This window comes from Streptomyces sp. NBC_00490 (genome assembly GCF_036013645.1).
Taxonomy (GTDB): Bacteria; Actinomycetota; Actinomycetes; order Streptomycetales; family Streptomycetaceae; genus Streptomyces; species Streptomyces canus_F.
The window spans coordinates 5,826,709-5,846,727 of the sequence record NZ_CP107869.1; the positions used below are offsets into that span (position 1 = coordinate 5,826,709).

Annotated in this window: 19 protein-coding genes; 12 read left to right on the forward strand and 7 right to left on the reverse strand. The window is 70.6% G+C overall.

Annotation, left to right across the window (positions count from 1 at the left end):
• Positions 1-17 precede the first annotated feature (17 nt).
• The 3 genes from OG381_RS26525 to OG381_RS26535 all read right to left on the reverse strand — a co-directional run bounded on the left by OG381_RS26525 (position 18) and on the right by OG381_RS26535 (position 3,509).
• A complete protein-coding gene (locus OG381_RS26525; protein WP_327718573.1) occupies positions 18-1,259 on the reverse strand; it encodes a DUF5667 domain-containing protein in 1,242 nt (413 codons plus the stop codon).
• 233 nt (positions 1,260-1,492) lie between these two features.
• Complete coding sequence (locus tag OG381_RS26530; RefSeq protein WP_327718574.1) at positions 1,493-2,266, reverse strand: ECF subfamily RNA polymerase sigma factor, BldN family; 774 nt, start codon at positions 2,264-2,266, stop codon at positions 1,493-1,495.
• 316 nt (positions 2,267-2,582) lie between these two features.
• Positions 2,583-3,509, reverse strand: coding sequence for an HAD family hydrolase (locus OG381_RS26535; RefSeq protein WP_307027559.1), 927 nt, complete (start codon positions 3,507-3,509; stop codon positions 2,583-2,585).
• 118 nt (positions 3,510-3,627) lie between these two features.
• On the opposite strand from OG381_RS26535, the gene OG381_RS26540 reads away from it, so the two are divergent.
• From OG381_RS26540 to OG381_RS26580, 9 genes are all read left to right on the forward strand, one after another.
• Positions 3,628-3,915: a glutaredoxin family protein gene (locus OG381_RS26540; RefSeq protein WP_327718576.1), complete on the forward strand. Its 288-nt coding sequence runs from the start codon at positions 3,628-3,630 to the stop codon at positions 3,913-3,915.
• A 235-nt stretch (positions 3,916-4,150) separates the two neighbouring features.
• Positions 4,151-4,918, forward strand: a complete 768-nt coding sequence (locus OG381_RS26545) for a redox-sensing transcriptional repressor Rex (protein WP_327718577.1) — start codon at positions 4,151-4,153, stop codon at positions 4,916-4,918.
• Positions 4,915-6,642: a glutamyl-tRNA reductase gene (locus OG381_RS26550; RefSeq protein WP_327718578.1), complete on the forward strand. Its 1,728-nt coding sequence runs from the start codon at positions 4,915-4,917 to the stop codon at positions 6,640-6,642. Before OG381_RS26545 ends, OG381_RS26550 begins: the two co-directional genes overlap by 4 nt.
• Positions 6,639-7,598, forward strand: a complete 960-nt coding sequence (hemC, locus tag OG381_RS26555; protein WP_327718579.1) for a hydroxymethylbilane synthase — start codon at positions 6,639-6,641, stop codon at positions 7,596-7,598. The genes OG381_RS26550 and hemC overlap by 4 nt, the downstream gene beginning before the upstream one ends.
• A complete protein-coding gene (locus OG381_RS26560) occupies positions 7,595-9,304 on the forward strand; it encodes a uroporphyrinogen-III synthase (protein WP_327718580.1) in 1,710 nt (569 codons plus the stop codon). Before hemC ends, OG381_RS26560 begins: the two co-directional genes overlap by 4 nt.
• Before the next feature lie 187 nt (positions 9,305-9,491).
• Positions 9,492-10,490: a porphobilinogen synthase gene (gene hemB / locus OG381_RS26565; protein ID WP_327718581.1), complete on the forward strand. Its 999-nt coding sequence runs from the start codon at positions 9,492-9,494 to the stop codon at positions 10,488-10,490.
• 379 nt (positions 10,491-10,869) lie between these two features.
• Positions 10,870-11,673 carry an SAM-dependent methyltransferase gene (locus tag OG381_RS26570; RefSeq protein WP_327718582.1) on the forward strand — a complete coding sequence of 268 codons (804 nt, stop codon included), beginning with the start codon at positions 10,870-10,872 and terminating at the stop codon, positions 11,671-11,673.
• A 56-nt stretch (positions 11,674-11,729) separates the two neighbouring features.
• Complete coding sequence (locus tag OG381_RS26575) at positions 11,730-12,929, forward strand: aminotransferase-like domain-containing protein (protein WP_327718583.1); 1,200 nt, start codon at positions 11,730-11,732, stop codon at positions 12,927-12,929.
• Positions 12,930-12,999: 70 nt separating this feature from the next.
• Positions 13,000-13,848, forward strand: a complete 849-nt coding sequence (locus OG381_RS26580) for an arylamine N-acetyltransferase family protein (protein WP_327718584.1) — start codon at positions 13,000-13,002, stop codon at positions 13,846-13,848.
• On the opposite strand, the gene OG381_RS26585 is transcribed toward OG381_RS26580, so the two are convergent.
• Positions 13,818-14,591 carry a DUF4253 domain-containing protein gene (locus OG381_RS26585; protein WP_327718585.1) on the reverse strand — a complete coding sequence of 258 codons (774 nt, stop codon included), beginning with the start codon at positions 14,589-14,591 and terminating at the stop codon, positions 13,818-13,820. The genes OG381_RS26580 and OG381_RS26585 overlap by 31 nt on opposite strands.
• Before the next feature lie 338 nt (positions 14,592-14,929).
• On the opposite strand from OG381_RS26585, the gene OG381_RS26590 reads away from it, so the two are divergent.
• Both OG381_RS26590 and OG381_RS26595 read left to right on the forward strand, forming a co-directional pair.
• The gene (locus OG381_RS26590) at positions 14,930-15,538 is read left to right on the forward strand and encodes an RNA polymerase sigma factor (protein ID WP_327718586.1); all 609 of its coding nucleotides are present in this window, start codon (positions 14,930-14,932) and stop codon (positions 15,536-15,538) included.
• Complete coding sequence (locus OG381_RS26595) at positions 15,538-16,509, forward strand: hypothetical protein (protein WP_327718587.1); 972 nt, start codon at positions 15,538-15,540, stop codon at positions 16,507-16,509. The genes OG381_RS26590 and OG381_RS26595 overlap by 1 nt, the downstream gene beginning before the upstream one ends.
• Here the strand turns inward: OG381_RS26595 and OG381_RS26600 are convergent.
• The gene (locus tag OG381_RS26600) at positions 16,506-16,718 is read right to left on the reverse strand and encodes a DUF397 domain-containing protein (RefSeq protein ID WP_327718588.1); all 213 of its coding nucleotides are present in this window, start codon (positions 16,716-16,718) and stop codon (positions 16,506-16,508) included. The two genes, OG381_RS26595 and OG381_RS26600, sit on opposite strands and share 4 nt — an antisense overlap.
• Positions 16,715-17,542, reverse strand: coding sequence for a helix-turn-helix domain-containing protein (locus tag OG381_RS26605; RefSeq protein WP_327718590.1), 828 nt, complete (start codon positions 17,540-17,542; stop codon positions 16,715-16,717). Before OG381_RS26605 ends, OG381_RS26600 begins: the two co-directional genes overlap by 4 nt.
• Before the next feature lie 113 nt (positions 17,543-17,655).
• Here OG381_RS26605 and OG381_RS26610 point away from each other — a divergent pair, with 113 nt between their 5' ends.
• Positions 17,656-18,078: an ATP-binding protein gene (locus OG381_RS26610; protein WP_327718591.1), complete on the forward strand. Its 423-nt coding sequence runs from the start codon at positions 17,656-17,658 to the stop codon at positions 18,076-18,078.
• A gap of 39 nt (positions 18,079-18,117) precedes the next feature.
• Here OG381_RS26610 and argS read toward each other — a convergent pair whose 3' ends face one another.
• Positions 18,118-19,884 carry an arginine--tRNA ligase gene (argS, locus tag OG381_RS26615; protein ID WP_327718592.1) on the reverse strand — a complete coding sequence of 589 codons (1,767 nt, stop codon included), beginning with the start codon at positions 19,882-19,884 and terminating at the stop codon, positions 18,118-18,120.
• Positions 19,885-20,019 lie beyond the last annotated feature (135 nt).

The following is a 20,019-nucleotide window of genomic DNA, read 5'->3' on the forward strand; positions in this document are numbered from 1 at the left end:
CCGTCGTACCGGAAGGACTAGTTCGCGTCCTCGCCGTCGATGCCCAGGCCGGGCAGGAGGCCCGGGAGGAGGGGCGGGAGCGTGACGTCCGGCTGGGACGGGGTGCTCGTGGACGGGGAGGCCGTGCTGGTGCTGTCCTGGGTCGGGTCGAGCAGGCCGCCGGTGTTGCCGCCGAGGAGGCCGTCGCTCTCGTCGTCGGACGTGGACGAATGGCTGGGACTCTTGCTGCCGTTCGAGCCGCTGCTGTCCGAGGTGCCGTTGCCACTGCTGGGCGCGGCCGAGCGGCCGGAGCCGGACGTGCCGGTGGACGGCGAGCCGGAACCGCCCTGCCGTCGGCCCGGACCACCGTCCTGGGCCGGAGGCTGGGGCAGCAGGGACTGCAACGGGGCCACTTCTTCGTCTATGGCCTCGAACACCGACGACACCTGCTGACTGACATCGCCGAGCTGCACCGGCAGCCGGTCGCGCAGCGCGCCCCAGACCTCGCGGTGCGAGCGGGAGAAGGTGTCGAGGGCCTGGATGGGGCCCAGGGAGCCCGGGTCGCGCTCGTACGCCTCATGGAGCAGCCGGTGCCCCTCGGAGGCGTCGTGCTGCATGCCGGACAGGGCGCGACGGATCTCGCCGACGGACTCGTGATCGAGGTGGCCGCCGCGGTCACGGTCCATCAGCCGACGGGCCTCGTTGAGACGCGTGGAGGCCTGGTCGAGATAGCCCTGGCCGCGCTCGTCGTCCCCGTCGGACAGATAGTTGAGCTTGAAGTCCTCGATGCCGCGCTTCAAGCCGTACAGCGAGTCGCCCGGGAGGGCGTCCGAGCTGGCGGCGGCGACTCCGCCGAAGGCACCCGCGGCGACCCCGACACTGAGTCCGCCGGCCGCGAGGCCCTTGGTCAGTCGGGAACGCGGTCGCAGTTTGCCCAGCGGGGACGCCCGGTGCGAACCCCGCGCCCGATGGGAGCGCTGTTCGGGCACCGAAGGATCCGCTGCCTCGCCTCCGGCGGCACCTTCCTGGAGCATGGCCTCGAACGCGGCCACCAGCTGGGCCCGCTGGACGACCTTGACCGCGGGGTCCAGCTTCGGCCTGGGCAGCTCGTCGAGACATTCCGTAAGGGCCAGCATGCGGCCCTGTTCGGTCTGTTCCGCAGCTGCCGAGTCCGGCGCCGGTCCTTCGGACTGCTCGGCCGCCGGGCCCTGGCCGGACTGCTCCTCCAGGGCCTGGGCGAAGGCGTTCGCCCGCCGGTGTGCCGATACGTTCGCGATCACTGGCGGCACCTCCTCTCGTCATGACGGTCGACTCCCCAGGGGGTCCTGAGGGTTGCACGCCCTGACCTCGTCCACTCGATCGAGTGATCGAAGTCGGCCAGGGAGTGACCACAGGGAGCCTGCATCCCGCACAACGAGCAACGCGGCACTTGGGTTACGGACGGCGGATGATCGGATCGGGAAGTCAACGGACTCTCACTGAGAGCGAGTTGGATGCTACGGGGCGTGTTCGCTCAGCGGGCGTCGTCCGGGAGGAGCCGGGCGAGGGTGCGCACGGCCCGGTACTGCAGGGTCTTGATGGCGCCCTCGTTCTTGCCCATCACCCGGGCGGTCTCGGCGACCGAGAGGCCCTGGAGGAAGCGGAGCGTCACACACTCCTGCTGCTGTGGGTTGAGGCGGCGCACGGCGTCCAGGAGGGCGGCGTTGGAGAGGGACTCCAGGACGGAGTCCTCCGGTGACCGCTCGACCTCGTTGGCGTCGAGCATCTCGCCGGTCGTCACTTCGAGACGAAAACGGCTGGACTTGAAGTGGTCGGCGACGAGGTTCCGGGCGATCGTCACAAGCCAGGCGCCGAAGTCACGGCCCTGCCAGGTGAAGGTGCCGATCCTGCGCAGCGCGCGCAGGAACGTCTCGCTGGTGAGGTCCTCGGCGGTCGCCTTGCCGCCCACCCGGTAGTAGATGTACCGGTAGACGGTGTCGCTGTACTGGTCGTAGAGGCGTCCGAAGGCGTCGGCCTCGCCGGCCTGGGCACGCTCCACGAGGTCCATCATGCGGGCGCTGTCGCTGTCCGCGGCCGGTCGGCGCGCGGCGGTGGTGCCGGTCGAACGCCCTCTTCTGCCGACAGCCGCGGAACCGTCGGCGAGTGCGTAGCACGGGCCGATCGGTGCCGTGGCTACGGCGAGGGCGGGGACGGCGTACGCGGTGGGGACGAAGCCGCGCAACAGGTCTTGGACCGTTGCGCGCAGCGTAGCCAGGCCCGAGGCGTCAACCCCGACGTGTGGGTACACGGGACTCCCAGAGGCAGAGCTTCCATCACGTGCAGTGCGGGACCGTTCACCCGTCGTAGCGACGGAGGGGTACCGGTTTGCGTCTGAGGAGAATAACGCTTCGTGCAGGCACTGCTACACCCAGTTGCTCAAATCATCGATTACGTCGCTTCTGTAACCGAATGACGCCCGTTCAAGTGCCGCAGAGTGACCGGTTGTTGATCAGATGAGATCGAGTTCCGGTCATGGTCGGGGCGTGTTGTGGCCGTGTGCCGACAAGAGGACTGGATGGAGGAGGTGGGGGGTATTCAAGGTGATTCGGGCGCGAGCAGACTCGTCACCTGCGGCGGCGATGCAGAGCGATCGCGGCCGCAGTGCCTCCGGCAACCGCTCCTACGCCTGCTGCCGCGGGGATGCCGACCTTTGCCGCCTTGCGGCCCGTTCGGTAGTCCCTCAGACGCCAGTCCAGGTTCCTCGCGTGCCTGCGGAGCTTGGCGTCCGGGTTGATCGCGTAGGGGTGGCCCACCAGGGAGAGCATGGGGATGTCGTTGTGGCTGTCGCTGTAGGCGGCGCAGCGGTTCAGGTCCAGGCCCTCCGCCGATGCCAGCGCTCGGACCGCCTCCGCCTTCGCGGGGCCGTGCAGGGGTTCGCCCACCAGCTTGCCCGTATAGACGCCGTCCACCGACTCCGCCACCGTGCCGAGGGCGCCGGTCAGGCCGAGGCGGCGGGCGATCACCCCGGCGATCTCCACGGGGGCCGCTGTGACGAGCCACACCTTCTGGCCCGCGTCCAGGTGGGCCTGGGCGAGGGCGCGGGTGCCGGGCCAGATGCGTTCGGCCATGTACTCGTCGTAGATCTCCTCGCCGATGGACATCAGCTCGGAGACGCGGTGGCCCTGCACGATCGACAGGGCCGAGTCGCGGGCCTCCTGCATGTGTTCGGGATCCTCGATGCCGGCCAGCCTGAACCACGCCTGCTGCCAGGCGAACCGGGCGAGGTCGCGGGTCTCGAAGAACTTCCGCTTGTACAGGCCCCGGCCGAAGTGGAACAGCGACGCACCCTGCATGACGGTGTTGTCGAGGTCGAAGAAGGCGGCTGCCTTGTCGTCGCCGAGTACCGGGAACACCGGTTCCCCACCTGGGGCGGAGGTCTCCTCGACCTCCTGTGACGACTTGCGAGCGGCCTCCGCCGAGGCCTCGCCTGCCAACACGCTCCGCGCCGTGGCGGAGCGCCTACGGGGAGTGAGCCATCCGAGAGCGGCCATGGCGTGAGCATAGCCAGTTTGTTCGGAGCTTCCGGAGCCGAGAGGTTCGAAGGGTGTGAACTCTCCGCGACCGGGCCGTTAAACAAGCGGATCCCGGCCCGGCGCCGACCGCGCGAGAATGGCCGACATGAGTCCCATCTTCCGCCGCAAGCCGGCCAAGGCTCCCGAGGACCGGCTCGTCACCCTTATCCGTAAGCCGGGATGCCATCTGTGTGATGACGCACAGATCGTCATCGAGCGGGTGTGCGGGGATCTGGGGGTCCCCTGGGAGCAGAAGGACATCTCCCAGGATCCCCAACTCCACGACCAGTACTGGGAACAGATCCCGGTCGTCCTGGTCGACGGGGACCAGCACACGTTCTGGCGCGTGGACGAGAAACGCTTGAGGACGGCACTGACCGAGTAGTCCAACTCGCTCGACCCTTCGCTTAGGATCGATGGCGACTTGGTCCTGGGGGCGGGATTGCTGAGGAGAGTGTGCTGTTTTGCCCCCGAGAGAGACGCGCGTGACCCCGGTCACGTTGGCCGGGCAAATCGGACACCATCTTTGTGCACGCGTTCACAAAGACATAGCCTGCTTTCGACGGGGCGGTCTGGGTACGTGTGACCGCCTGCAGCCCCGCTCTACCCGCAGGAGCACCGTGGCAACTGGCCGAACTCACCGACCGGCGACCCGTAGCCGAGGAATTCCCGAGGCCACCGTCGCCCGGCTTCCGCTGTACCTCCGCGCGCTGACCGCACTGTCGGAGCGCTCGGTCCCCACGGTCTCCTCCGAGGAGCTCGCGGCCGCGGCGGGCGTCAACTCCGCGAAGCTGCGCAAGGACTTCTCCTACCTCGGGTCCTACGGAACGCGTGGTGTGGGCTACGACGTCGAGTATCTCGTCTACCAGATCTCCCGCGAACTGGGCCTGACCCAGGACTGGCCGGTCGTGATCGTCGGTATCGGCAACCTCGGCGCCGCTCTCGCCAACTACGGCGGCTTCGCCTCCCGCGGCTTCCGGGTCGCGGCCCTCATCGACGCCGATCCGGGCATGGCGGGCAAGCCGGTCGCGGGCATTCCGGTCCAGCACAGCGATGAACTCGAAAAGATCATCAAGGACAACGGCGTATCGATCGGTGTCATCGCCACCCCCGCCGGTGCCGCCCAGCCGGTCTGTGACCGGCTCGTGGCCGCCGGCGTCACCTCCATCCTGAACTTCGCGCCGACCGTGCTGACCGTCCCGGACGGCGTCGACGTGCGCAAGGTGGACCTCTCCATCGAGCTCCAGATCCTTGCCTTCCACGAGCAGCGCAAGGCCGGTGAGGAGGCCGCCGCCGCAGCCGACGCCGCCGGTGCGGTCGCCGCCGTCCGTGGTGACTCCGCCGACAAAGGGCCCGACGGGGACGTACCCGCCGTGATGCCGGCATGAGTCTCCTCGTCGTGGGGCTGAGCCACCGCAGCGCTCCGGTCAGCGTCCTGGAGCGGGCGGCGCTGAGCGCTGACGCCCAGGTCAAGCTGTTGCAGGACGCCGTCGCCGCGGAGCCGTCCGCCGAGGCCGCCGTGCTGGCCACCTGCAACCGGATCGAGCTGTACGCCGACGTCGACAAGTTCCACGCCGGTGTCGCCGAGCTGTCCACGCTGCTCGCCCAGCACAGCGGGGTGGGGCTGGACGAGCTCACTCCCTATCTGTACGTGCACTACGAGGACCGAGCCGTCCATCACCTCTTCTCGGTGGCCTGCGGGCTGGACTCCATGGTCGTCGGGGAGGGGCAGATCCTCGGACAGATCAAGGACTCCCTCGCCAAGGCGCAGGACCTGCACACCGCCGGACGGCTGCTGAACGATCTGTTCCAGCAGGCACTGCGGGTCGGCAAGCGGGCGCACTCCGAGACCGGGATCGACCGGGCCGGACAGTCGCTGGTCACCTTCGGGCTGGAGCAGCTGGCCTCCGGTACGGCCGTGGACGCGTGGGCCCCGGGCAAGAAGGCGCTCGTCATCGGTGCCGGGTCCATGTCCTCGCTCGCCGCGGCGACGCTCGCGCGGGTCGGCGTCGGCGAGATCGTGATCGCCAACCGGACGCCGGACCGGGCCGAGCGCCTCGCCGAGATCCTGAACGACGCCGACGACCTGGACGTGGCGGCCCGCGCGGTACCGATGGACGCGGTGCCGGGCGAGCTGACACGTGCCGACGTCGTGGTGTCCTGTACGGGCGCGACCGGGCTGGTGCTCACGGCTTCGGAGGTCGCCGAGGCCGTCGCCGCGGGCCCGGTTACGGGTTCGCCCGCCGACGCCGACGGGGTGCCGTCCCGCTTCGGGCCGGGAGCCGCCCTGGGCGGCACGAACGCCCGCAGCCTCACCGGACCGGCCGCCGCGGGCTCCGCGGACGACGAGAACTGTCCGCTCGATCTCAACGCCGTCCCCGCCACCGCCGGGTTCTCCGTGCTCGGGGAAGCAGCCGTCGCCGGGATGGCCACCACCGAGCTCGAACAGCACGCCGCCTGGGTCGACAACGGCATCGCCCGAGTCCCCGGCCCGGCCGACGAGGCCGACGCCATCGCCGCGCTCGCCGCCGCTGCCGCCACCGTCGGACGGATTCCCGAGCGTCGCAGGCCCGAGCCGGTCGCTCCGCAGCCCGCGCCCGGCCTCTTTCTGCTCGACCTCGCCATGCCCCGCGACATCGACGCCGCCGTGCACCGGATTCCCGGAGTACGGCTCGTCGACATCGAGTCGCTCGCCGACGCCTCGGCCGACGCCCCGATGGCGGCCGATGTCGACCAGGTGCGGCGGATCGTCGCCGACGAGGTCGCGGCCTTCGGTGCCGCGCTCCGCGCCGCGCACATCACTCCCACCGTGGTCGCGCTGCGCACCATGGCCGCCGATGTGGTCGCCGGGGAGATCGCCCGGCTCGAGGGGCGGCTGCCGGGGCTCGACGACAAGCACCGCAGTGAGATCACCCAGACCGTGAAGCGCGTGGTGGACAAGTTGCTGCACGCGCCGACCGTACGGGTCAAGCAACTCGCCGCCGAGCCCGGCGGTGCCGGGTACGCGGACGCGCTGCGGACCCTGTTCGACCTCGACCAGGAGACGGTCGACGCCGTGTCCCGCGCCGAGGACAGCACCGAGAAGAACAGCAAGAACCGAGGGCCGGCATGACTGACAAGGCACTGAGGCTCGGGACAAGGCGAAGCAGACTCGCCATGGCCCAGTCCGGGCAGGTGGCGGACGCCGTGAGCCAGGTGACCGGACGGCCCGTTGAGCTCGTCGAGATCACCACGTACGGCGATGTGTCGCGGGAACAGCTCGCGCAGATCGGCGGCACGGGCGTGTTCGTGACCGCACTGCGGGAGGCCCTGCTCAAGGGAGAGGTCGACTTCGCGGTGCACTCGCTGAAGGACCTGCCCACCGGGCAGCCCGACGAGCTCTCGCTCGCCGCCGTCCCCCTGCGCGAGGACCCGCGTGACGTCATCGTCGCCCGGGACGCGCTGAAGTTCACCGACCTGCCCCGCGGGGCGCGCATCGGTACCGGGTCACCCCGGCGGATGGCCCAGCTCAACGCGTACGCACGCGCCCATGGGCTGGACATCGAGACCGTCGCGATCCGGGGGAACGTCGACACCCGGATCCGGTACGTGCACGACGGTGAGCTGGATGCGGTGGTGCTGGCCGCGGCCGGGCTGCATCGCATCGGGCGCATCGACGAAGTGACTGACTTTCTTTCAGTCGACACGGTTTTGCCCGCTCCCGGCCAGGGAGCACTGGCGATCGAATGCACCGCGGACAACGCGGACCTGATCGCCGCGCTCGGCGAACTCGACGACCCGTTCACGCGGGCCGCCGTGACTGCCGAGCGGTCACTGCTCGCCGCCCTGGAGGCCGGTTGCAGCGCACCTGTGGGCGCGCTGGCCGACCTGCTGGCCGACGGGCAGATTGTCAAGGAAATGCGCCTGCGCGGCGTCGTCGGCACGACCGACGGCTCGCGGATGGTGCAGTTGTCCACCACCGGTCCCGTGCCCGAGACGTACGACCAAGCAATGGCGCTCGGCCGTGAACTCGCTGCCGAGATGCTTGCCCAGGGCGCGGCCGGTCTGATGGGGGAGCGAGCACAGTGAGCCCCACCGCCCTTCCTGCCGCCGGACCTGAACACGGGCACGTCACCTTCCTGGGTGCCGGACCCGGGGATCCGGGACTACTCACTCTGCGCGCCGTCGAGGCGCTGGGGAACGCGGACGTTCTCGTCGCCGAGCATGAAGTGCTCGACGTCGTGCGCGTCCACGCTCGCTCAGGCGTCGCCGTCGTCGACACGGATTCGGATCCCTCGTCGGATCCGCATCCGGGCACAGGCGCGCCTCAACTAACGGTTGTTGACGGTACGTCAACAACCGCTGCCGCCCCCGCCGTGCGGGATGCCGCACATCTTGTCATGGAGGCCGCGCGGGGCGGCAGGCGGGTCGTACGTGCGGTGTCCGGGGACCCCGGGCTCGACGCGTACGCCGCCGAGGAGATGCTGGCGTGCGCCGCCGCGGGGGTGCCTTTCGAGGTCGTTCCCGGTGTCGCCGCCGCGGTCGGCGTGGCCGCGTACGCGGGTGTTCCGCTGCGGGACGCCCAGGGCGCCGATGTGCGGTTCGTGGATGCGCGGACCGCTTCCGACCGGTGCTGGACCGAGGTCGGGGCGTCCGACGGGACCGTGGTCGTCTCGACGACCCTGGATTCCGTGGGCGCCGCCGCCGGTGAGCTCGTCGCCGCCGGACGCAAGCCCGACACTCCGCTGACGGTCACGGTCGCTGGTACGACCACTCGTCAGCGGACGTGGACGGCGACGCTGGGGACCATCGCCCAGCTGCTCAAGCAGACCAAGGTGCTGCCCTCGCCTGATGGCGGGCGGCCGGTGATAGCCGTGGTCGGTGAGCGGTCCGCCGCTGCTCAGCGCGAGCAGCTGTCGTGGTTCGAGTCCAAGCCGCTCTTCGGGTGGCGGGTGCTCGTGCCGCGTACGAAGGAGCAGGCGGCTTCGCTCTCCGACCAGCTGCGGTCCTACGGGGCTGTGCCGCACGAGGTGCCGACGATCGCCGTCGAGCCGCCGCGGACGCCTCAGCAGATGGAGCGGGCGGTCAAGGGGCTCGTCACGGGCCGCTACGAGTGGATCGCCTTCACCTCGGTGAACGCCGTCAAGGCCGTGCGGGAGAAGTTCGAGGAGTACGGGCTCGACGCGCGTGCCTTCGCCGGGATCAAGGTCGCCGCGGTGGGCGAGCAGACCGCCAAGGCGCTCGTCGCCTTCGGTGTGAAGCCGGACCTGGTGCCCTCCGGGGAGCAGTCCGCTGCCGGACTCCTCGAGGACTGGCCGCCGTACGACCCCGTATTCGACCCGATCGACCGGGTCTTCCTGCCGCGCGCCGACATCGCCACCGAGACGCTGGTCGCGGGGCTCATCGAGCTCGGGTGGGAGGTCGACGACGTCACGGCCTACCGGACCGTGCGGGCGTCGCCGCCGCCGGCCGAGACCCGTGAGGCGATCAAGGGGGGTGGCTTCGACGCCGTTCTCTTCACGTCGTCCTCCACCGTGCGCAACCTGGTGGGTATCGCCGGGAAGCCGCACAACGTGACCGTCATCGCGTGTATCGGTCCCGCCACCGCGAAGACCGCAGAGGAGCACGGGCTCCGGGTGGACGTGATGGCTCCCGAGCCGTCCGTGCACAGACTGACCGAGGCGCTGGCCGACTTCGGGCTGAAGCGGCGGGCGGCCGCGCTCGAGGCCGGGGATCCGGTCACCCGGCCCAGCGAGCGCCGGCCCGGGGCCCGGCGGAGGCGTAGCACCACCTGACCCCCTGCTGAGGGGCGCGGTTGCGGATGCGGCGGTCTGGTGTTCCTGCCAGGCCGCCGTCGCTGTGCGGCCGTAGCGCAGCGGGTTCCGCGGGCCCTACGTCGCCTTCGCGCGGGGGCGCCGCCCGGGCCCGCGGGCCGACGTCGCGTCGGCAAAGGGGGGTGTGGGGCGGGCGTAGCGTAGGGGTATGACGACGTACGGATCCTTTCCCGGCAGCCGGCCGCGGCGGCTGCGGACCTCTCCCGTCATGCGGCGGATGGTCGCCGAGACGAGGCTGCACCCCGCTGACTTCATCCTTCCCGCCTTCGTGCGGGAGGGCGTGAGCGAGCCGGTGCCGATCGAGGCCATGCCGGGCGTGGTGCAGCACACCCGGGACAGTCTGAAGAAGGCCGCCGCCGAGGCTGTCGAGGCCGGGATCTCCGGGATCATGCTGTTCGGGGTGCCCGAGGAATCCAAGAAGGACGCGCTGGGAACGCCGGGCACCGATCCGGACGGGATCCTTCAGGTCGCGCTGCGGGATGTGCGGGCCGAGGTCGGTGACGAGCTGCTCGTGATGTCCGATCTGTGTCTCGACGAGACCACCGACCACGGGCACTGCGGGGTGCTGGACGACCAGGGGCGGGTCGACAACGACGCCACCCTGGAGCGGTACGCCGAGATGGCTCAGGTGCAGGCCGACGCCGGGGCGCATGTCGTCGGGCCCAGCGGGATGATGGACGGGCAGATCGGGGTCGTGCGCGACGCCCTCGACCAGATCGGGCGCGAGGACGTGGCCGTCCTCGCGTACACCGCGAAGTACGCGTCCGCCTTCTACGGGCCCTTCCGGGAGGCCGTCGGGTCCTCGTTGCGGGGGGACCGCAAGACCTATCAGCAGGACCCCGCCAACGCCCGGGAGTCGTTGCGGGAGTTGGCCCTCGATCTGGAGGAAGGGGCCGACATGGTGATGGTGAAGCCCGCCGGGCCCTATCTCGACATCCTGGCGCGGGTCGCCGACGCGGTGGACGTGCCCGTGGCCGCCTATCAGATCTCCGGTGAGTACTCGATGGTCGAGGCCGCCGCCGAGAAGGGGTGGATCGACCGGGAGCGGGCCATCCTGGAGACGCTGACCGGGATCAAGCGCGCCGGGGCGCAGAACATCCTCACCTACTGGGCTGTTGAGGCTGCCCGGATGCCGGCGCTTCGGTAGTCGCCGTCGTTGTCTGTGTCGTGGACGTCGAGGGGCCTTCGTCGCGAAGGCCCTCGCCGTCCTCGCACGCGGTCAGGGTGAGGGTGGCGAGCACGACCGTCAGGGCTGCCAGGAGGCGGGGTGCGGTGTGCGCGTTCGCTGGCGCGGGCATCGGCAGGGGCCTCTCTGTCGGTTGTCTGTCTGTCGGTTGTCTGTGAGGAGTGGTCTCAGCCTGGCGCCTGGGTGGGTGTGGTGACCATAAGGTGCCGCCCGTTCTGGGACGGGCAGAGGGCGGGACGGCCTCCGAACTGCGGGGATGCCGCGTCCCGAGGATGCGGTACGGGACGCGGGAGACGGGAGTCCGCCGTCCCGACGGCCGCCGCGGGCTAGCTTGTTCGTCATGAGCATGGAGATCGACACCACCAAGGCGCATCCCGCGCGTGTCTACGACGTCTTCCTCGGCGGCACCGACAACTACCCCGCCGACCGTGAGGCCGCCGCCGCGGCGCTCGCCGCCAATCCGCGCGGGTACCTGGATGTGCGGCACAACCGCGACTTCATGCGGCGGGCCGTCACCGAGCTGGCGGAGCGGGACGGGATACGGCAGTTCCTCGATGTGGGGACCGGGTTACCGACCGCGGAGAACGTGCATCAGATCGCCCAGCGGATCCACCCCGAGTCGCGGGTCGTGTACGTCGACAACGATCCCGTCGTGCTCGCGCACGCGCGGGAGCTGCTGAGCGGTCATGCCGAGGGGCGTACCGCCTATCTCGACGCCGGCTTCGAGGACCCCGCGCGCATTCTCGAGCGGGCCGCCGAGACGCTGGACCTGAACCGGCCCGTCGCGTTGTTCCTGGTGGCCGTGTTGCACTTCATCGAGGACGAGGTCGCCTATCCGGTGGTGCGGGAACTCGTCGACGCGCTGCCCCCGGGGAGCCGGGTGGTGCTCAGCCACCTCACGCTGGACCTCAACGCGGCGAACATGCGGGCCGTGCAGGAGACGTACACCGCACGTGGGTTCTCCTTCGTGCTGCGGTCCAAGGGGGAGGTCGAGCGGTTCTTCGCGGAGAGCGGCCTTGAGGTCGTCGAGCCCGGTGTCGTGCCGGTGCACCGGTGGCGGCCGGACGGGGCCGCGCCCGCCGAGATCGCTGATGTGACCGACGCGGACATCAACGTGTACGCGGCGGTCGGGCGCAAGGGCTGATCCCGCATCCCGGAAAGCTGTTTGTAGGCGGCATCTATATCTCTAGGGTGCTCGGCATGACCCTTACGAGCACCTTCGCCGCCCCGCCCTCGCTCGCCTCGCGCGTCCGGTCGACCGGCGGGTCGGCGGTACGGGAGATCCTCGCCGTCACCGCGCGGCCCGAGGTCGTCAACTTCGCCGGCGGGCTGCCCGCGCCCGAGCTGTTCGACCGCGAGGGCGTCGCGGCGGCGTTCCGGCAGGTACTGGAGGAGACGCCGGGGCAGGCTCTTCAGTACTCGACGACCGAAGGGGAGCCGCGGCTGCGGGAGTTGCTCGCGCGACGCACGACGGTGCGGGGGCTGGCCACCGGCGCCGAGGAGCTTCTTGTCACCACCGGGTCGCAGCAGGGCCTGTCGCTGGTCGCCGCCGCGCTCGTCGAACCCGGTGACACCGTCCTGGTCGAGGATCCCTGCTATCTGGCGGCACTTCAGGTCTTCGGACTGGCGGGGGCGCGGGTTCTCGCCGTGCCGGGCGATGCGCAGGGACCGGACGTGGAGGCCCTGGCGGAGCTGGTGGTGCGGGAGCGGCCCAAGCTGTTCTACACCGTCCCCACCTTCCAGAACCCCAGCGGGCGGACCATGTCGGCCGAACGCCGGGCCGGTGTGGCCGAGGTGGCGGGGCGGTCCGGGGTGTGGATCGTCGAGGACGATCCGTACGGGGAGCTGCGGTTCGAGGGGGAGCGGCTGCCCTGGATCGCCTCCTACCCGGGGGCCGGGGACCGGACCGTCCTGCTCGGGTCCTTCTCCAAGGTGATGGCTCCCGGTCTGCGGCTGGGATGGCTGCGGGCGCCGAGTGAGCTGCGGCGGGCCTGTGTCGTCGCCAAGCAGGCCGCCGATCTGCACACGCCGACCGTCAACCAGCTTGCCGCGGCCCGGTATCTGGAGGAGCGGGATCTCGACGCGCACGTGGCCCGGGTCGCGGCCGTGTACGGGGAGCGGCGGGACGCGATGCTGGCGGGGCTGGCCGACGCGCTGCCGGAGGGGGCGTCCTGGAACCGGCCCGAGGGCGGCATGTTCCTGTGGGCACGGCTGCCCTCGCACTACGACACGACCGCCCTGCTGCCCGAGGTCGTACGCCATGACGTGGCCTATGTGCCGGGGGCGCCCTTCCACGCGGGACAGGCCGACCGGGCGACGCTGCGACTGTGCTTCGTGACGGAGACGCCGGAGCGGATCGGGGAGGGGCTGCGGAGGATGGGCGTGGTCCTTGGGTCCTAGGTCTCAAGGACGGGGGCGGTTGGGGCCGGCGGCTGCGGACGGCGGGGGGTGGTGTGCCTAGGGTTGAGGCATGTCCGACACAGTGGAGTTCGACCTCGACGCGTATCTCGGCCGGATCGGGTGGGAAGGGGAGCGGGTCGCCGATGTGGCGACCCTGCGGGCGGTGCATCTCGCGCACTCGCGGGGCATCCCCTACGAGAACCTCGACGCCATGAACCGCACGGCTCCCTCGCTGGCCATCGGTGATCTGCTGGACAAGCTGGTCCGCAGCCGGCGCGGGGGGTACTGCTACGAGCACAACATCCTGTTCCTGCACGCCCTGGAGGCGCTGGGCTTCGGGGTGACCAGGCTGGCGGCGCGGGTGATGGTGGGCGCGGACGGTTCGGAGAGCTCGGGCCGTCCGCGCACCCATATGACCCTGCTGGTGGAGGTGCCGGGGGAGACGCGGCCCTATCTCGCCGACGTCGGCTTCGCGGCGATCGGCGCGCTGCTGGAACCGGTGCCGCTGGTGGCCGGCGTCGAGTTCGAGGGCGCGGGGCGACGCCACCGGCTGGTGCGGGTGACGCACCCGGGGCCCCTGGACCTGTGGGTTCTGGAGACCTATGTGCCGGGCTCGGCATGGGGTGACGGCTGGCGGCGGCAGTACAACTTCACGCTGGACCCCGCCGAGCGGCCCGACTTCGAGGTGGCCAACTGGTACGTCGCCATGCACCCGCGCTCCCCGTTCGTCCAGCGGCGGTTCGTGCAGCGGCTCAGGGGCGACCAGCATGTCCTGCTGCTCGGCCAGGAGCTGACCGTGACCTCCCCCGACGGCACGGTCAGCAAGCGGGAGGTCTCCGAGGAGGAGGTCGCACGGCTGCTGGACGAGGAGTTCGGGATCGACGTCCCTCAGTCCCACCAGAAGGACCACGCCGGCTGATCGAGCAACTGGCGTTCGGCGTAGGCCTCCAGGACGGTGTCGCCGCCCTGCCAGAGGTTGTCCGGGCAGAACGCGAAGTGTTCGGCGGCCAGGGCCCGCGCCTCGGCGAGTGTCGTGGGCGGGGCCGCCACGGAGACCCGCAGATGGTCGAAGCCGAGCGCCACGACCCGTATGCCGAAGCGGTCCTCCCAGGAGCGGAGCACCGCGCTGAGACGGGCCGTGTCGTCGCCGTGGTTCACCGCGCCCGTCCAGCCGAGCGCCGTCGGGATGTCGGCGCTGCGGCGGGCCGGGACCAGGGCCAGGCGGGGTTCCTTGAGAGGGCCGCCGGCCGAGAGGAAGCCACCGGCGATGTCGGTGGCCGCCGCGTCCGGGTCGGTCGTGGCGGCGGTCGCCTCCGCCAGGCCCGGCCAGTCGCCGGCCTCCGCGGCGCAGCACTCCTCCCAGAAGTCGGCCAGGACCTCCTCCGCGTCGTGATCACCCGGGTACGACACCTCGGCCGGCGCCAACTCCCAGTCCTCCGGGCCGCCGTGACCCCCACCGATGTCCAGGACCACCGGGAGCAGCCCGACCGCGCGAGGCGCCTCCTGGAGGGCGGCCCAGGCGGCCGGGGTCGCCCGGTCGTCGGCCAGCCAGAGCAGCGGCTCGTGCCACGGCCCCTCGTCCGTCGTGTCGATCAGCTTGCCCGGCGGAAGACCGAGGCCGAGAGAGGCCAGCCTCGGCAGCGGGTTGGGGAGCGTTGCCATGCCGACGACTGTAGGCGCAGCCACTGACAACGCCGGGCGCCCCGGTGCCCCCGACCGGCCCCGGGGCCACCGGGACGGGAGGGATGGGCAGATCTGTCCCCTGCGAGGAGGACACGACCTGCGGTTTCGCCGCCAGAGGCGGGACAGATCTGCCATTCGCCGGGCGGCTACGGTGCCCCGGGCCGAGCCGGGCATGGCGTCGGCCGTCACCGCACCGGCGGGGGCCGGGAATTCACGTAGTCACCCTGATCCGCGAGGACTTGAGGTTACGGTGGGCCGAGCGTCGGGGGCGCGAACGGGCGGCGCGTCGACGGCGCCCCGGAGGGGAGGGAGACCGCGTGACGGAGCCGGGCCCGCGCGAGGACGACCCCAGGAAGCCGCTGCCGGTCGGCGGCCCCGCGGAGGGCGCCCCCGAGAAGGGCGCTCCGGCCGAAGGGGTCACCCCGCCGTCGTACGGCCTGTCTCCCGAGGACGAGGAGGCGTTCGGCCGCTTCTACCGCGCCTACGTCCCCAGGCTCACCGCGTACCTCGTCCACCAGGGCGCTTCCGTCGACCGGGCCGGGGAGTTCGTGCGGGACACGATGGTCAAGGCCCACCGCTCATGGCACGAGATCAGGTCGCACAAGAGCTGGGCCTACTCGGTCGCCTACCGGGAGTTCGTCCGCCACGCCACCCGCGTGGAGGAACCCGTCGAGGAGGTACCCGACTCCACGACCCTGCTGCGCCGCCCCGAGGCGACCGAGTCCTGGTTACAGGAACAGGAGATCGTCCGGGTCCTACGGGGACTGCCCGCACGCCAACGGCAGGTGCTGGCCCTCATGCTGGACGGGTGGAAACCGGCCGAGATCGCCAAGCTGATCGGGATCGAGGGCGCGGCGGTGCGGTCGAACCTGTTCAAGGCGCGCAAGGCCGTCGCCCAGCACCTCGCGCGGCGGGAGGAGGACTGATGGCCGACGAGTGGCTCTCCCGAGAGCACGAGGAGTTCGCCCTCGGCCTCTCCCGGTTCCTCGACCTCGACGCCGGGCTGCATGAGGTGCGCGAGCAGGCCGGCCGGCATGAGGACGTGGTCCGAGGTCTGGGGCTGGTGGTGGACGCCGAGGGCGGACTGGCGAGCATCCTCCACGCCGAGGACGCGACGGACCCCGCCACGACGGACCCCGCGAACCGCGCGTGGATGTCGGAGGCCGATGTCGCCGAGGCTCTGCGCGCCCTCCCCGCGGAACAGCGGCTGGCCGCGCGCAAGGACCCCGCGATCGCCGCCTGCGTCAGCGGCGAACTCCTGGTCCGGGCCCTGGAACTGCTCGACGACCTCGTCCAGGAGAAGAAGCGGCCGGGAACCGCCGAGGACTACCCCGCCCCGTACGCCGAGCGCTTCGCGGACCTCGCCCTGGACTACGCCCGCGCCCGCAGGTTCACGCTGGCGGAGCCGCCCGCCCTGACGCTCCCCGCCGCCCTCAACCTCGCCGCGGTCTTCGCGCGCACCTTCGAACACGACCTCCGGGCGGCCCGCCACCCCGGCGACAGCGCCCACGCCCTCACCGACACCCTCGACTCCGCCGCCCGCGCCCGGGACCCCGACCGCGTCCGTGGCATCGACCTCGTCGCCCGCCCGCTCGCCCGCAGCCTCGCCCTCGAAGCCGGCCACCGTCTCCGCCTCCCGACGGCGGACGGCCTCGTCGCCGCGCTGCTCGACGGCACGCTGGACGACTTCACCGACGCGGACCTCACCGGCGTGAACCCGAACGACCCCGGGCTCAACGGCATCCAGTGGTCCGACCCGGGCACCCGCTGGCCACCCGGCACGGACATCGAGGCGCTGCGGAACAGGTCCGAGGAGACCTCGCCGTACTCCCGCGTGTATGTACTCGGACGGCGTCCGAAGGGAACGAGCAGGCCCGGGGCGGGAGTTCGGGTCTAGACGGTCGTCGCGATGAATGCCGACCAGGCGGTGGCCGTGACCTGGAGGGTCGGGCCGGTGGGGGTCTTGGAGTCGCGGACGTGGATGGTGTGGGGGCCCTCGTCGCTGGTGTGGCTGGACTTGTGCCAGGTGTAAGCGACTTCGAGGCATTCGCCGCCCTCGCTGCCGCTGTAGGTCGACTTGAACCACTGAAGTGCCTCGGTGCTCATTGCTCTCCTAGCAGACGGTCGAGCAGGCCCTTCGATTCCAGTGGCGACAGGGCCTGTGCTCGCAGCATCGCATATTTGAGAGAGAGCCTGGACACCTCATCCGCGTCGGAAACCCACTGGCTGCCGCGCTGCCCCTCGATGTAGGCGAGGTGCTGGTGGTCCGGGGTTTCCAGGAGGACGAAGGGGCCGTCCAGCCCAGCGTGCGAGGGGCCGGCCATCGGCAGGAACTGGACGGACATGCATGGCAGTTCTGCACACGCCCGCAGGTGGCGGAGTTGTTCCGCTTGTACCTCTGGCCCTCCGATGCCCAGGTGCAGCACCGGCTCCCAGACCACGAAGCTGAGGGTCGGTGGGGTCGTGCGCTGAAGGATCTCCTGCCGCTCGACGCGTGCCGCTGTCTTCGTCTGGATCTCGTCCTCGCCGTATGCCGGAACGCGCTCCCGGAGCACGGTCTCCGCGTACGCCCGCGTCTGAAGCAGGCCCGGCAGCACCTGGTTGGCATAGAGGGACAGCGCGATCGCCTCCCGCTCATGCTCCATGTACAGCTCCGCCCACATCGGGAACTGGTCGATCTCCGGCAGGTTCGCCACCCCGACCGACAGCATCCCCTTGGTCTGGAGGATCTCGTCCAACAGGGCGGCCAGGTCCGGCTTCAGGGACCTTCTGCCCTGCTCGATCGAGGCGATCGTCTCCTCGTCGACCTTGACCAGCGCGGCCAGGGCACTCTGGGTGTGGCCCGCGGCGCGGCGGGCCGCGGCCAGTTGCTTGCCCAGCATCTTCATCGAGGTCAGGTTCTTCGGCCGCGGTGGCTTCTTCGCGCTCATGCTGGTCTCAATCCCCCAGGTCCCACGTACGTCACCGGGTGAGAGCCCGTACAAAAATTTCGTACGGGTTCACTCGCTGATCCACGCCAGTGACTCTGCGCGACATTCGTACCGTGAATGAGCAAAGCCAACTCGCCTTCCAGCGCGACCAGTTCTATCGACGTGATCGCCGTTCCGTGGGCGCCGCCAGGCGGTTCGCGCGGTGGTCCCTCGTCCACTGGGGGATCTCGGCGTGGGAGCGGGCCGATGATGTGTCGCTGTGTGTGAGCGAGTTGGCGACCAACGCGCTCGTGCACGGGGCGCCGCCGGGGCGGGGGTTCCTGCTGCGGGTGCGGTACGACGGGGCCGTACTGCGGGTGGAGGTGCATGACAGCGGGGGCGGCGAGCCGTGTGTCGCGGACGAGGCCGACGAGGGCGGGCGCGGGCTGCTGCTCGTCGCCGCGCTCGCCGACAAGTGGGGGGTGGGACAGCGGGACCCCGGCAAGGTGGTGTGGTGCGAGTTCGTCCACCCTGCCGGGGTCTGCGAGCCTGCCTGAGCGACTGGCCTCTGGCTGTGCGCAGGTGCGCGGTCGCGCTCAGAGCTTCTCGGGCGTCCTGATGCCCAGCAGGGCCATGCCCTGGTGGAGGGTGCGGGCGGTCAGGTCGCAGAGGAACAGACGGTTCTCCGCGATGTCCTTCGGCGGCTCCGGCTTGATGACCGGGCACTGGTCGTAGAACGTCGTGAAGAGCGACGCCAGCTGGTACAGGTACGCGGTCAGTTTGTGCGGTGCGTACTCCGCCGTCGCCTCCGTGAGCAGGTCGCCGAACGCGTCCAGGTGCAGGCCCAACGCCCGCTCGGCCGGGGCGAGTTCGAGCTCCGGGTGGGCGGTCGGCCGCTTGTCGTCGGCCTTGCGCAGGATCGACTTGATACGGGCGTACGCGTACTGGAGGTAGACCGAGGTGTCGCCGTTCAGCGAGACCATCTGGTCCAGGTCGAACTTGTAGTCACGGCTCGGCGAGGTCGACAGGTCCGCGTACTTCACGGCGCCGATCCCGACGTACCGGCCGTTCTCGACGATCTCCTCCTCGGTCAGGCCCACCTTCTCGGCCTTCTCGCGCACGACGGCCGTGGCCCGCTCGACGGCCTCGTCCAGGAGGTCCTCCAGCTTCACCGTCTCGCCCTCACGCGTCTTGAACGGCTTGCCGTCCGCGCCCAGCACCGTGCCGTAGCCCATGTTGTGCGCGGTGACGTCGTCGCCGAGCCAGCCGGCGCGGCGGGCCGTCTCGAAGACCATCCTGAAGTGCAGCGACTGGCGTACGTCCACGACGTACAGCAGCGTCGTCGCGTCCAGGTCGACGACACGGTTGCGGATCGCGGTCAGGTCGGAGGCCGCGTAGCCGAAGCCGCCGTCCGCCTTCTGCACGATCAGCGGGACCGGCTTGTCGTCCTTGCCGCGGATATCGTCGAAGAAGACCACGAGCGCGCCGTCGGAGCGTTCCGCGACGCCCATCTCCTCCAGGAGGCGGGCGGTCTCGGGCATGCCCTCGTTGTACGCGGACTCGCCGACGATCTCCTCGTCGCGGATCTCCATGTCCAGCTTCTCGAAGACGGAGTAGAAGTAGACCTTCGACTCGTCGACGAACTGCTGCCACAGTTCGAGGGTCTCCTTGTCGCCGGACTGGAGGGCCACGACCCGCTTGCGGGCGCGCTCCTTGAACTCCTCGTCCGTGTCGAAGACCGCGCGCGACGCCTTGTAGACCCGGTTCAGGTTCGACATGGCCTGCTCGCCGTCGACGTCCTCGGGCGGGGCCAGCTCGCCCGGGTTCTCGACCAGGTACTGGATGAGCATGCCGAACTGGGTGCCCCAGTCGCCGATGTGGTGCCGGCCGATCGTCCGCTCGCCGGTGAAGTCGAGCATGCCGCGGAGGGCGTCGCCGATGACCGCGGAGCGGAGGTGGCCGACGTGCATTTCCTTGGCGACGTTGGGCTGGGCGTAGTCGACGACGGTGACGCCGGGGTTGTCCTTGAGGGGCACGCCGAGCCGGTCGCCGTCGGCGGCGCGGGCGGCGAGGGTCTCGATGATCGCCTTGTCGGTGACCGTGATGTTCAGGAAGCCGGGGCCCGAGACCTCGACGTCCGCCAGGAGGTCGCCCTTGGTGATCTTCTCGACGACCTGGACGGCCAGCTCCCGCGGGTTCGCCTTCGCCTTCTTGGCGAGGGCGAGGATCCCGTTGGCCTGGTAGTCGGCCCGGTCGCTTCGTCGCAGCAGCGGGTCGACTCCGTCGGTTTCCGGGAGAGCGGAAGTGAGGGCGTCGGCGAGGCGTGCGTTGACGTTCGCGGTGATGGACGTGACCGGGGCCATGGGTATGGGTGCCGTTCTGGTCGGGGGCCGGGTTGACAGTCCCTGTCAGTATCCCACGGGGTCGCAAAGGGGTTTTCGGTCTCGATGCCGGGTGCGGGCCGGTGGGGGCCGGTCGCGCAGTTCCCCGCGCCCCTT